Origin of the sequence: Streptomyces violaceusniger Tu 4113 (assembly GCF_000147815.2) — a bacterium.
In the GTDB taxonomy this organism is placed as follows: Bacteria; Actinomycetota; Actinomycetes; order Streptomycetales; family Streptomycetaceae; genus Streptomyces; species Streptomyces violaceusniger_A.
The window spans coordinates 3,003,595-3,015,944 of record NC_015957.1 but is presented as its reverse complement, the minus strand read 5'-3'; the positions used below and the strand labels follow the sequence as shown (position 1 = coordinate 3,015,944).

11 protein-coding genes are annotated in these 12,350 nt (G+C 72.6%); 3 read left to right on the top strand and 8 right to left on the bottom strand.

The features are described from left to right. Positions 1–202 precede the first annotated feature (202 nt). The 5 genes from STRVI_RS54225 to STRVI_RS13070 all read right to left on the bottom strand — a co-directional run bounded on the left by STRVI_RS54225 (position 203) and on the right by STRVI_RS13070 (position 5,929). Positions 203–322: a helix-turn-helix domain-containing protein gene (locus STRVI_RS54225; RefSeq protein WP_078505233.1), complete on the bottom strand. Its 120-nt coding sequence runs from the start codon at positions 320–322 to the stop codon at positions 203–205. Between the two features lie 175 nt (positions 323–497). Then, positions 498–1,310, bottom strand: coding sequence for an MgtC/SapB family protein (locus STRVI_RS13085; protein WP_014056122.1), 813 nt, complete (start codon positions 1,308–1,310; stop codon positions 498–500). Between the two features lie 1,006 nt (positions 1,311–2,316). After that, a complete protein-coding gene (locus STRVI_RS13080; protein WP_043238660.1) occupies positions 2,317–2,550 on the bottom strand; it encodes a hypothetical protein in 234 nt (77 codons plus the stop codon). A gap of 50 nt (positions 2,551–2,600) precedes the next feature. Further along, positions 2,601–4,943 carry an ATP-binding protein gene (locus STRVI_RS13075; protein ID WP_014056120.1) on the bottom strand — a complete coding sequence of 781 codons (2,343 nt, stop codon included), beginning with the start codon at positions 4,941–4,943 and terminating at the stop codon, positions 2,601–2,603. A gap of 251 nt (positions 4,944–5,194) precedes the next feature. Next, a complete protein-coding gene (locus STRVI_RS13070; protein ID WP_014056119.1) occupies positions 5,195–5,929 on the bottom strand; it encodes a Crp/Fnr family transcriptional regulator in 735 nt (244 codons plus the stop codon). Between the two features lie 236 nt (positions 5,930–6,165). Between STRVI_RS13070 and STRVI_RS13065 the strand changes: the two genes are divergently transcribed. From STRVI_RS13065 to STRVI_RS13055, 3 genes are all read left to right on the top strand, one after another. Next, positions 6,166–6,936, top strand: a complete 771-nt coding sequence (locus STRVI_RS13065) for a hypothetical protein (protein ID WP_014056118.1) — start codon at positions 6,166–6,168, stop codon at positions 6,934–6,936. 10 nt (positions 6,937–6,946) lie between these two features. Then, positions 6,947–7,405 (top strand): hypothetical protein, encoded by a 459-nt coding sequence (locus tag STRVI_RS13060; RefSeq protein WP_014056117.1) that lies wholly within the window; start codon positions 6,947–6,949, stop codon positions 7,403–7,405. A gap of 518 nt (positions 7,406–7,923) precedes the next feature. Next, positions 7,924–8,181: a hypothetical protein gene (locus STRVI_RS13055; RefSeq protein WP_014056116.1), complete on the top strand. Its 258-nt coding sequence runs from the start codon at positions 7,924–7,926 to the stop codon at positions 8,179–8,181. Between the two features lie 24 nt (positions 8,182–8,205). Here the strand turns inward: STRVI_RS13055 and STRVI_RS13050 are convergent, their stop codons facing one another. The 3 genes from STRVI_RS13050 to STRVI_RS13040 all read right to left on the bottom strand — a co-directional run bounded on the left by STRVI_RS13050 (position 8,206) and on the right by STRVI_RS13040 (position 11,784). After that, the gene (locus tag STRVI_RS13050) at positions 8,206–8,769 is read right to left on the bottom strand and encodes an NUDIX hydrolase (RefSeq protein WP_014056115.1); all 564 of its coding nucleotides are present in this window, start codon (positions 8,767–8,769) and stop codon (positions 8,206–8,208) included. A 48-nt stretch (positions 8,770–8,817) separates the two neighbouring features. Then, on the bottom strand, positions 8,818–10,155 hold the full coding sequence (locus STRVI_RS13045; protein ID WP_014056114.1) for a hypothetical protein: 1,338 nt from the start codon (positions 10,153–10,155) through the stop codon (positions 8,818–8,820). 411 nt (positions 10,156–10,566) lie between these two features. Further along, entirely contained in the window at positions 10,567–11,784 is a 1,218-nt protein-coding gene (locus STRVI_RS13040) for a PP2C family protein-serine/threonine phosphatase (RefSeq protein ID WP_043235850.1), read from the bottom strand. Positions 11,785–12,350: the final 566 nt, after the last annotated feature.

The following is a 12,350-nucleotide window of genomic DNA, read 5'->3' as shown; positions in this document are numbered from 1 at the left end:
CCCCGCCTCGGCCGCCCGCTTGCCGAGGCCCGGCTCGCTCGTCTCCACGTGTCCCCGGAGGCGGGCGAGTCTCAAGCCCCCGCCCCCGGCGGCGGTTGGCCTCGGTCGCGCCGACTGGGGCGCGGGTACTACCACCCACTCTGGCGTCAGCCGCCTCCGCCCGACATATCCAAGGGGCCGGAGCTTGGTGAAGGGAGAAGCATCACACCCCGCGAACGAGGTCAGCCAGGGGCACTGAGAGTGCCTCGCCCATGCGGATGAGGGTGTCGAGCCCTGGCGCCTGGTGCCCCTGTTCGATTCGGTTCACGGACTGCCGGTCCATGTCGCACTTCTCAGCGAGCTTCTCCTGGTGAGGTTGCGCCAGGTCCGCAGTTCGCGGATGCGGTCGCCGACGGCCCTGCGGCGGGCAAGGATCCAGTCGGGCGGCGGGGCGGACGGCACTCGTCAACGGTCGAGCGATCAAGATCGTTTGTCTGTATCGTGAACGGTCGCCGCGGTCACTCCGAGTCGTCGAGGTCGCGGCCCGCGTCGGCGCCGAGGACGCCGTCCAGCTCGGAGATCGCCCCGACCAGCCGGAGCACGTCCCCGGTGCCCTCGAGGGCGAGCTGCACCTCGGCGACGCCCGTATCGGCGGGCCGGGCCTCCTCCTCGCCCCGGACGACCCGGGTGGTGCGGTCCCGGCCCTTCCAGGGCGCCCGGTCCACCCGGACCCGCAGCACCCGGTACCCGGCCGCCGTACACAGCTCCAGGACACGTGGCAGCAGCCCGGCGCCCACCCGGTAGGAGAGCTGCAACTCCACCCGTTCGGCCGACCAGAGGGCCGGCAGCCGGCGGGTGAGCAGCGGATAGCCGCGGATCACCAGGAAGTGCACCGCGGTGACCGCGGTGGCCAGCAGGGCCAGACCACCGCCGCAGGCCATGCCCACCGCACAGGTGAGCCAGACGGTCGCCGCGGTGGTCAGCCCGCGGACGGCATCGCGCCGGACGAAGATCAGGCCGCCGCCGATGAAGCCGATACCGGAGACGACCTGCGCCGCCACCCGTGACGGGTCCAGGCCGACGTGGTCGCGCAACAGCACATCGGCGAAGCCGTACTGGGAAACCTGCATGAACAGCGCGCTGCCCACGCCCACCAGGGTGTGGGTGCGCAGCCCGGCGCTCTTCTGCCGCACCGCCCTCTCGAGCCCGATCAGGGTGGACAGCACCAGCGCGACGCCGAGCTCGGCGAACTGCCGGACTCCCTGGTCGACACCGAATTCCCACATCGGAGCGGCGATCAGTCGCACATCCGTCCCTTCTGTCCGGTCCATCCGGTCTGTCCGCCCCGCGCGGTCCCTCCCTCCGACCGCAGTCCCCCATGAGTACCCGCTGCGTGCCGCCTTTCGCACGGGGTGTGCGCCGGTGACTCACACACCATCCCCACACACGCTCCCGCACCACCTGGGCATGCGCTTGACTCGGAGCGTCACCACTGCACGGACGTTACATCCGGAAGGGGATCAACCCGTGACCACCGAGCCCGAGCAAGCCGCGTTAGCCGTGGAGCTCACGGAACTGCGCCTTGTGTACCGCGCGCCTCTACGCGGACCGCCCCATCTGCACGGTCGAGGTGGACTACGGCAGCTTCACCGAGACGTACCAGCTGTACGCATGCGCCCCTCATGCGAAGCGGCCCGTGACACGCAGCGCCCTACCCCGCCGGACGGCGACCGCACGCTGATCCCCCGCGCCTTCGCCAGCGGACGGCCACACAGACCGGGTGGGCCGCCGGGCTTCGGACCCCCGCCGGAGCGACGGCGCCGGCGACCCTCGAAGTCGACGACGTCCCGCTTGCCCGGATCGAGCGGGCCCGCGCCGCTGTGCGGCGGCACGTGTACGGTCTGCTGCGCGACCGGCCCGACGGCTTCCCGGATGTGGAGGTCACGACGAAGGTCTTCCACCATCGCGACGCGGGCCGGATCGAAAGGCCTGACCTCCGGTCACGCCGCTCGGCCCGCGATGTCCGGGTCGCCTGGTCGACGTTCCCGCACCCGGCCCGCAGGCAGCCGAACCAGGCGGCCCTGCCGGTCCCGGTCCGGTCGTCTTTTCACAGCGCGTCGAGTCCGGGCCAGCCCTGTCCGCTGCGTGACTCATCGGCCCATCACGTAGGCGCAGAGGTGACGGACGCCGTTCGCGTCGACAGCACCACGGCGCGCCGCCACGCGCGGCGCCGTCCGCCCCCGCCCGCCACCTCACGGACTCGCCCACGGTTCGTCTTTCGTCCGCAACGGGCCTCATGCCATGAGGGGGTTGGGGTTCGGCACGTGGCGACCGGTGTCAGCCCTCCTCCGGTGGCCGGGCGGAGGAGTCGTGGTGGATGTGCAGTTCGCCGTTCATGACGGTGTAGGCGGTGCCGTGGTCCCGGACGGTGGTCGTCTGGGTCGGGCCGGACTCTGCGTCAGGCTCGCTAGGCCGACGGACCTCGACCTTGTTGTCGTGGCCGGCCACGACGGGGCCCGAGGCGTCACCGCCGATGCGGATCGTGAACCGGTCGCCTGAGGAGAGCGGCATGGCGGGTTCTCCCTTCGGTATCGCTGAGGACTCGTCGAACGTCAGGACCATCAGGATAGGCGGGTCCAGCTCTGGGTTCCGCAGGTGTAGCACTTCCACGTCCCGTCCGACTTCTCGGTCATCTCGACGTCGGCGCTGGAGCCGTCGGAGTCGACGTCGATCCTCAGGTCGGCCTCCCCAACGGTCGTTCCGCAGGACGACTCGTCCCACACCGGCACCGTGGCGCTGTAACTGCCGGAGCTTCCGGTGATCTCTACGGTGCTGCTGCCACCGCAGTTCCCCTGCATTTTGAACTGGTACGAGCCGTCCCCCGACTCGGTGATCCGGAAAACATTGCCCTGTCCGTCCCGCCAGACCCCGGCGAGTTCGTCGGACGGGGTCGAGGTCGAGCTCGTGGGGGACTCGTCGTTCGACGCCTGTTCCTGGTAGATGCCCACGCCGATGGCGATCGCGGCGACGATGCCGACCAGGGTCGTGATCACGCCCGTCGACAGCGCGCCCACCCCGACAGCGGTGGTGCCGCCCCCCGCGGCGGCACCACCTGCGGTCGTCGCGCCGGAAGGGTTGGTGGCGAGCTGTGTGACGGGGTCCACCGGTGTGTTCGGGGCGCCCCCCGTATCCACCCCAGGCTGCGCGCCCGCGTCCGCCGCCGATGCCGCACCAGGGTCGGCCCCGGACGCCACAGCGGGGTCGGTCCCGGGCACGGTGCCCGGGTCGGTCCCCACCGTCGTGCCCGGGTCGGTCCCCGAGGTCGTCCCGGGAGCCGTGCCGGCGTCGGCCCCCACCGTCGTGCCCGGGTCGGTCCCCGCCGCGGTGCCCGCGTCGTTGCCGAGGGTCGTCCCCACGTCGCCTCCCGGCGGCCCCGCGTCCGGCGTCAGTGAGGACGGCGGCGGGGTGTACTGCTGGGCGTTGAGCGCGGCGTTGACACCCTCGCTGTCGCCCAGTTGCCGCCACAGCACCACCGCCTCGGCCAGGAGCACCGCGGCCAGCACGCGCCGGCCGATCAGGAGACACCGAATGGCCTTCTCGTGGGTGAAGTAGGCCCTGGCCGTCACGTCGCCCGCCTGCTGCGCGGCGTTCTGGCCCTGGTCGAGCAGCCGCCCCCACACGCCGAACCTCAGCGACTGCGCAAGGACGGGCGACACGGCCCGGGCGACCCGCACGGCGAGGTCGGGTCGGCCCTGCTGCTCGGCCAGCTCGGCCGCCAGTTCCAACGCGCGTCCGTGGTCGGCGACCTGGGCCGGAGTGGTGGTCGGCAGCGCAGCCCAGCGGGCGAAGTGGTCGCACAGCCGGTCGGCGGGGAACCCCTCCGGGGACCGGCGCCGCACCTCCGGCACCACGTCGGCGACACTCCGGTACCCGCGTTCCGTGACCACCGCCAGGCCCAGCTCGGCCAATCGGCCGCAGACCACTGCCGGTTCGGGTACCCCGCACAGCGCACCGACATGCACTGGGTCCACCTCCGCGTCGCGCAGCGTCGCGAGCAGGTGCAGGGCGGTCACCGCCGCGGCGTCGAGCCGGTCGAGCAGCAGCGGCAGCAGGCCCTCGATCTCGGCCGGACGGGGCAGCGTGACCTCGCCCGACGTGTCGAACCCGGCCAGTCCGGCCGCGCGCAACAGCAGCAGGGGCCGGCCGAGCGACAGCATGCACAGCTCGTTGGCCGCGACGAGTTCGCCCTGGGGCAGCGGATGCCCTAACTCCCGGGTCAGCAGCTCAAGTCCGGCCGCCCGGTCCAGCCCCCGCAGCTCCAGGTGCCCGCCCTCCCCGAGCAGCGAACGCTCTCGATTCGCGAGGACGAACGTCGCATCGGGCGCGGCGTCCGCGAGCAGCCGCAGTTGCTCCGGGGTCAGGTCCACGTCGTCGGCGTATACCGTGACCCTGACTCCAGCCATCAGCCGGCGCAGCTCCGGTCCCGTCGGCGCATAGCCCGGAGCCTCGTAGCAGGCCTCGAAGATCTCCTGGGCGAGGTCCTCGACCTCCCGGTGGGCCGCGTTGAAGAACAGCACCCCGTCCGGGCCGGGTTCGAGGCAGCGGGCCGCGTGACGCAGCAGGGTACTCTTGCCGACCCCGGGCGGTCCCCACAGCTGCACCAGCCCGTGCCCGTGCAGGGCGCTCTCCAGTTCCTCCAAGTCCGCTTCGCGGCCCACTGGTTCACGCTGCCGGCGAGGGACGAGCGCGACTCGTTCCCGGCGCACCGGCCTGGGGCGCTCCCGGGGTGGGAGCAGGTTCACGGTCGAACCGTGGGCGTCGATCACCACGTTGTGGTTGCCCGCGATCACTGTTCCCGACGCGTTCCCCGCGATGTCGATGCGGTGATCACCGCGCGCCGACGGCCCTTCCTCGTCATGGTCGGGCCCGTGCGGTTCCCGCACGCCCCCGTTCGTCTCTGCCATGCCCCATCTCATTCCCGCTCGTGGAACGCGCGACCGCGCCTGGCGGACCATCACGACGCTCGCAGGCCGTTCCGAAATCCTCTGAAACGGAAGCCGGTTCGGCGTCGTGCTTCGCAACCCCCCGCCAGCTCCACCTGGTTACGCTAGCGAGCACCACGTCGGGCCAAACCATCGTAGGAGGGTTTCTGCCCACTTGCTCAACACTCGACCGGGCGGATTCGAGACCGAACTGGTCCCGGCGCCGGTCGGGCTCAGGGCTGTTGGTCGAAGGCGATGCTTCTTAGGCGGGCGAGATCCTCCACCCGGACGGTGCGGTAGCCGGTGGAGATCACGCCCGCCTCACGAAGCCTACGCAGCACCTTCTGCACGGTAGGTTCCGCGGCGCCGGACAGGGTCGCGAGTTCCGGCTGGGTGATCGGCCAGCGGATCACCGCTCCCGCGCCGGACCGCTCGCCGTGGGTCAGCACGATCTGATGCAGGACGCGGGCCAGCCGGGTGGAGGCGTCGCAGCCGGTGAAGTCGACGCGATGGGTGTTGGCGGCGCGAAGTTTCGAGACCACGGACGCATTGACCGCGTGGGCGATCTCTGGTTCCCGGTGGGTGCAGCCGAGGAACTCGTCCCGGCTGACGACCCTCGCGATTACGGCCCCGCAGGTCGTGACCGTCGCTGACCGGGGACCGCCGTCCGCAGCCGCGAGTTCGCCGACCAGGTCCCCGCCCATGCGGACGGCCAGCAGGGCGTCCCGGCCGTCGGGGGCGCGCCCGGTCGCTTTGACCACGCCGTGGAGGAGGACGAGCACGAACGTGGTCCGCTCCCCCTCGCGCATCAGAACGCGGTCGGCCTCGTACCGTCTCCCCGCGCCCAGTGCGAGGAGCCGGTCCCGGGCGGGCCCTGCGAGAGAGCCGAGCGGACTTGACGGGGGCCAGGTCCATGTCCCCGCAGGTGTCCGACCGACCGCGTCCCGGCCCGGCGTTTTACCATCCATGTGTCCCCGCCTTCCGCCCGCCCGAGGTCACCGCCGCCGAGCGGGGCTCCCCACCGCTCGTGCGTTCAGACGAGTTCGGCGAGGTCGGCTCCGCGACGTCGAGCCGAACCAGTATTGCGACGGGATGCGTCCCGTTCAATTGGGGCACAGTGGAAGCACGCACACGACGGGGCACGGCCACGACCCGCGCCGGACGACGGCGTGGCCGGGGCGTGCCGCACGACCAGGAGGGCCGCATGGAAGAAGTGCCGGAATACCGGGCCTTGTTCGCGGTGGACATCGCGGGGTCGGCGGGACGCGGCGACGTGGCTCTCCGGCAGATCCGCGAGGCACTGTCGACCGCGCTCCGCGAGTCGTTCGCGCGAAGCGGGATCGACTGGGAGGCGTGCCTGCGCCAGGATCTCGGCGACGGCACGCGGGTGGTGTTCCCGGCCGGGACGCCCAAAGCGAGCCTGGTCCATCCGCTGGTCCATGAACTCACGGTCCGCCTCCGGGCCCACAACCGGCTTGCCGGGCCGCCTACGCGGGTGCGCGTCCGGATGGCTCTGCACGCGGGGGACGTTCACATCGGCCCGGACGGCACGGTCGTCGGCCGGCCGCTCGAAGTCCTTGCCCGGCTGCTCGACGCCACACCGGCCCGCGCCGCTCTGGCACAGACGCCGGAAGCGACGACGGCGCTCCTCGTCTCGCAGCACTTCCACGAGGAGACGGTGTGCCAGGGACAGCCCGGGATCGACCCCGCGTCCTTCCGGCACGTCAGCGTGCGGGAAAAGGAATTCGCAGCTTCTGCCTGGCTGCACGTGCCCGCGTGCGCCACGCCGTCGGCCGCTGAGTCCAGTGGACCCGGTGAGCTCACTGAGTCTGGTGGGTCCGGCGGGCGGGCCGGCCAGGACCGTGCGGCCGACGACGAGATCCCCAGCAACGCGAAGATGATCAGCAGGGCATCGGGCCACGGCGTCATCTACGCGGTGCAGAGCGGCACCATACACATCAGCGGAAAGACCTGAAGGAGCCCACGTGACCGACGAACTGACACTGCTCGCCGAGGCGGGGGCCACGGCAGTGGTGGCGACGATGGCCACGGACCTGTGGCAGCGCACCAAAGACGCCGTCCTCGGGCTCTTCCGACGGGACGACCCGGACCGCAGCGTCGCGGTCGGGGCCCGGCTGGAGGAGAACGCAGCACTGATGCGGGCGACGGTGGTACCCGACGACGTCCGGCAGTCCCTCTCCGGGATCTGGGCCCTGGAACTCGCCGAGTTGCTGCGCCGGGAACCCACCTGTCGTGCGCCTCTGGCCCGGCTGACCGCCGAGGTCGACAGCGCCCTCGCGGGCGGCAGCGGGACGTTGGCCCTGGAGCAGAACAACACCGCCCGCGATTCCGGCACGGTGTTCGCCGTTCAGCACGGGGACATCCACACGACGCGCGAAGCGGGCCGTACCGCCCGGGGCGACGACGGGCCCCGCGCTACATGACCGGCTGCTCGGGCCCGTCGGTGCCGGCCGGCCCCAGGCAGGCTGCCCGTGTACGCAGGTAGCGCTCTTCCGGCAGGCTGAGGGGCTCGTCAGCTGCCGACTCATAGGCAGCCAGCGCGGCACGGGTGTCGTTGCCGCGCTCCAGGAGGTGGGCCCGCGACAGCGGTCATCCGGTGGCCGATCAACCGGCCGTCCAAGGCGCGAGTGGGTGCGGTCCCGGCCCTCCCAAGGCGCCCGGGGCCACCCGGCCCCGCAGGCCCGGTACCCAACGGCCGTGCACAGCTCCAGCACGCGGGGCAGCAGTCCCGCGCCGACCCGATAGGAGGACTGGGCCTCCACCCGCTCGGCCGACCAGAGGGCCGACGGTGAACAGGTACCCGCTGCGTGCCGCCTTTCGCACGGGGTGTGCGCCGGTGACTCACACACCATCCCCACACACGCTCCCGCACCACCTGGGCATGCGCTTGACTCGGAGCGTCACCACTGCACGGACGTTACATCCGGAAGGGGATCAACCCGTGACCACCGAGCCCGAGCAAGCCGCGTTAGCCGTGGAGCTCACGGAACTGCGCCGGACCGTCGAAGTGGGCTTCACCCGCGTCGACGGCCGGCTGGCCCTGCTCGACCATCGAGGAGAGCAGGCTGAGGAGGACGTGAACCAACTGGGCGGACGGATGCGGATACTGGAGCACGGACGCTGGCCGCTGCCCTCCATCGCCGCCCTGACCGGGGTGACCGCCCTGGCCCTGGCGATATGGCAGACAGCGGGACACTAGCGCCGGCGCGGACGGCGGCCCGGCCTACCCGAGCCTGATGTGGTGGAGCAGCAGCAGCGCCGCCGCCATGTTGGCCGCGGGCACCTCACCGCGTGCGACCAGGTCGGGCACCATCTTCAGCGGCACCCACTCGCGGCGGTCCGACTCGAAGTCGTCCTCCGGGGGCCCGACGTACGATGCCTCCTCGGCCCAGTAGATGTGGTGCCGTGCGTCGGTGAGCCCGTTGGACGGCTCGACGGAGAGCAGATGGCGCAGCGGGCCGGGGCGCCAGCCGGTCTCCTCCTCCATCTCGCGGGCCGCGGCGTCGGCGATGTCCTCACCGTCCTCGACGACGCCCGCGGCCAGCTCCCAGCCCCAGACGTCGGTGATGAACCGGTGGCGCCACAGCAGCAGCACCTCGTTGGCCGCGTTCACCACCGTGGCCACGGCCACGGGACGGAGCCGGATCAGATAGTGGTCCAGATGGCGCCCGTCGGGGAGCCGGACATCGGCGAGGTTGACCCGGAACCATCGGTTCTCGTACACGGTCCGCTCCCTGAGGTTCTTCCATCGCACTGTCAGCCACCTTTCGTCGAAACGGGAGGCCATCGTGGGCCACCCGCTGACGAGAGTGCGGACCGCGAGCGGAACCGCCGGTCACAGAGGAACGCGCAGTGCCCCGTCGATGAGCGCGGCGGCCTCGGCTGTCGCGGCGCTTCCGCTGACCGCGAGGTGCTCCCGTACCGCCCGCAACCGGTCGCGTAACCGCTGGGACTCCATGCCCCGCGCGCGCTCGGTCATCTCCACCGCCGTGGCGCCCGCCCGGTCCACGTCTCCCTGACGCAGCTCGATATGGGTGAGCATGGCGAGCCGGTGCACCCGGCCCCGGTCGTGCGCGGGGGTGCCGACCGCGGCGGTGGCGTGCTCGCGGGCGCCGCCGAGGTCGCCGAGGCTCAGCAGCGCCTCGGCCACCTGGACGTTCACCAGACCCGGCTGGACATAGCCGGTCTCGTCGGGCTCCTGGCCCGGTCTGATCCGGTCGGCGGCGGTCTCGGCGCGCCGGATGCAGGACAGCGTCCCGGCGCCGTCGCCGAGCCGGGCGTACGCCTTGGCCTGCATGGCGTACAGGTCGGCGGCGAGCGCGGGGGTGATCTGGGAGCCCGCGGCGCGCAGCGCCGATTCGGCGAAGGCGACCGCCTGCCGGTACTCCTTCATGAAGAGGGACTGGTTGACCAGCAGCGCTATGACATAGGCGCCCAGGCCCCGGTCGCCGCTGGCCTTGGCGAGCCGCAGCGCCTGATGGAAGTAGCGCTGGGCCAGGCCGTGCGTGTTGGAGTCGTACGCGCAGATCCCGGCGATGGCCACCAGGCCGCCGGTCGCCCGGTGCAACTGGCGGCCGGTGTCGTCGGCGTAGCTGCCGCGCAGCAGCGGGGCGGCCTCGGAGTTGAGGAACCCCACCACCCGGGTGCGGGTCGCGACGCCGCCGGCCTTGCGGTACATCTGCTCGTAGTGGGCGCGGGCGGCGCCCAACGTCTCGATGTCGGTCATGCTGACCCGCGTCAGACCGCGCCGGGAGACATCGGAGTCCTCGGGAGGGTTCTCCCACTCCCACACCGGGATGACGGCGGGGGTGCCGGTGACCGCCGGGGCCTCGACGACATGCGGGCGCTGCTGTTCGTCGGAGCGCCACAGCGCGGTGGCGCGCTCGACGAATCCGGAGAGCGAGGTGGCGGGCCCCCGGCGGCTGCCGGGGGTGTCGAAGCCGATGTCGTCCAGGGTGAGGGCGCGGTGCAGCCGCTCGCCCAGCACCTCGCAGATGAGGTCCGGCACCTGCCCGCGCGGCCGCTGGCCCTTCAGCCACCGGGCCACCGCAGTGTGTTCGTACCGCAGCTTCATCCCCCGGGCCCGGCCCGCCTCATTGACATGCGCGGCCAGTCCGGCGTGGGAGACTCCGGCCTCGTCGAGCACGGAGTCGAGCAGTGTATTGGGCTCCATCTCGCCCTCCCGAAACGCTCGGTGACGCCAGCGTAGTGGAGGGGGATTCGCACGGGGTGTGAACGGGCGCGGTGGGGTGGAGCGTTGGTCCTTCCCCAACCCGCCCCTTCCCGATACCAGGGGCTCCGCCCCTGGACCCCGCAGGCTGGGGCGAAGCCCCGGTTGGGGAGGGGACGGGGCGGGGAGCGGTTTGGGGCGGAGCCCTGCCACGCGGCGGAGCCGCATATCGAGGGTGCGGGAAGGGGCGGGGAGGGAGCAGCCTGCCCGCCCGTGCCTGTTGCCAGGGGCTCCGCCCCTGGACCCGGGGTCTGGGGCGGAGCCCCACCACGCGGCGGAGCCGCATATCGAGGCTGCGGGAAGGGCCGGGGGGGAACAGCTCGCTGCAGGCGTCAAGGACCCGGCGGTCAGCCCCTAGCCCCGGTGGATGTCGGCGGGCGGGCGGGTGAGGGCCGTGGTGGCGGACAGCGGGCAGCGGTCGAAGCGCAGCGCGAGCAGCGCGACGTCGTCGGCGAGCCGGCCGCCGGTGTGGCGCAGCAGCGCCGAGCGCACCCCCGCCACGACCGCCGCGGGGACGAGCGGCCCGGGGCCCGCGGCCTCGGACAGGGCGCGGCGCAGGGGGAAGAACGTGCCGTGGGCGTCGCGCACGTCCTCGGCGCCGTCGGTGTGCAGCACCAGCGTGTCGCCGACGCCCAGGGCGCGCCAGCGGGCGGTGGGAAGCTCGGCGGGCAGCGGGAAGAGGCCGAGCGGCGGCAGCACGTCGCCGGGCGCGGTCTGCCGGGCCATGGCCGGGCCGACCGGCTGTTCGTAGAGGCGGTACGGCCAGGGGTGGCCGCAGTTGAGCGCGGTGACCTCGCCGTCCGCGCCCACCTCCAGCAGCAACACGGTCACGAACTCCTCGTCCACGTGGCCGTCCAGCGGGCACTCCTCGCTCGCGCGCGCCCGCAGATGGCGCTCCAGGGCGCGGTCGAGGCGACGCAGCACTCCGCTGAGCAGGGGTTCCTCATGGGCGGCCTCGCGGAAGCTGCCGAGGACGGCGACGACGGTGCCGATCGCGGCGAGGCCGTGCCCGCGCACATCGCCGATGATGACGCGGACGCCGTACGGGGTGGCCAGCGCCTCGTAGAGATCGCCCCCGACGGCGGCGCCCCGGCTGGCCGAGAGATGGCCGCCCGCCAGCTCGATGCCGTCCAGCCGGGCCGGGAGCGGCCGCAGCACCACGTCCTGCGCGGCGGTGGCCACCGCCCGGAGCTGTTCCAGTTCGCGCACCAGCCGCAGCTTGCGGCCCGCTGTGAGATAGCAGGCGACGGCCACGCCGAGGATGGCGCAGCAGGTGATCAGGGCGGCGTGCGGCTCCCTCCCGTCGCCGTCGGGCTCCAGGGCGGTCGGAGGCGCGAGGGCCAACAGCAGGCCGGCGCCGCCGAGCAGCACGATGCATCTGCGGCGGCCGCTGCTCGCGCAGGCGATGGCGGGTGCCGCGGCGAGGAGCGTGACGACCTCGGTGTGATGCGGGGTCAGCAGGGCCCAGCAGAGGGCGCCGAGCACCCACAGACAGGGGACCACGCGGGTGACCTCCCGCAGACTCCGTGCCCTCCGTACGAACGCGCCGCCGACTGCCGATGTCCCGATCATGTGTCGCCCCCAACGCCGGCCAATGAGGCGGTCGGCCGGGCCCCTGGACGATCGATCCCGCGCGGGCCGTGCGACCGGCACGATTCTGGCGACAGCTCCTGCCAATTGGACCCGCCCCTTCCGGATCTCACCTGATCGGGTGACCACGCCCCGGGCACCCACCCGAACACCCCACCGCCCCGCGGACGCGATGTCGGCTGTTCGCCGCTCACCGGGACGACGCGGCACAGGGCCACGACCCCGGACCCCACACCCGTGGACCGCAGCCCCACCCCCGCCGGAATCACCGACGACACCCACCCCACCACGGCGTTGGCCGCGACCCACACCAGCGAGGAGCCGGGCAACCGCGCACCGGGCGACCCGACAAACCCCACCGCCCCGCCGCCGCGGTATCGGCTGTTCGCCGCTCACCAGGACGACGCGGCACAGGGCCACGACCCCGAACCCCACACCCGTGGACCGCAGCCCCACCCCCACCGGAATCACCGACGACACCCACCCCGCCAAGGCGGTGGCGACGCCCCACGCAAAGGGGGCGGTCGACCGCGTCCCGGGCGACCCGA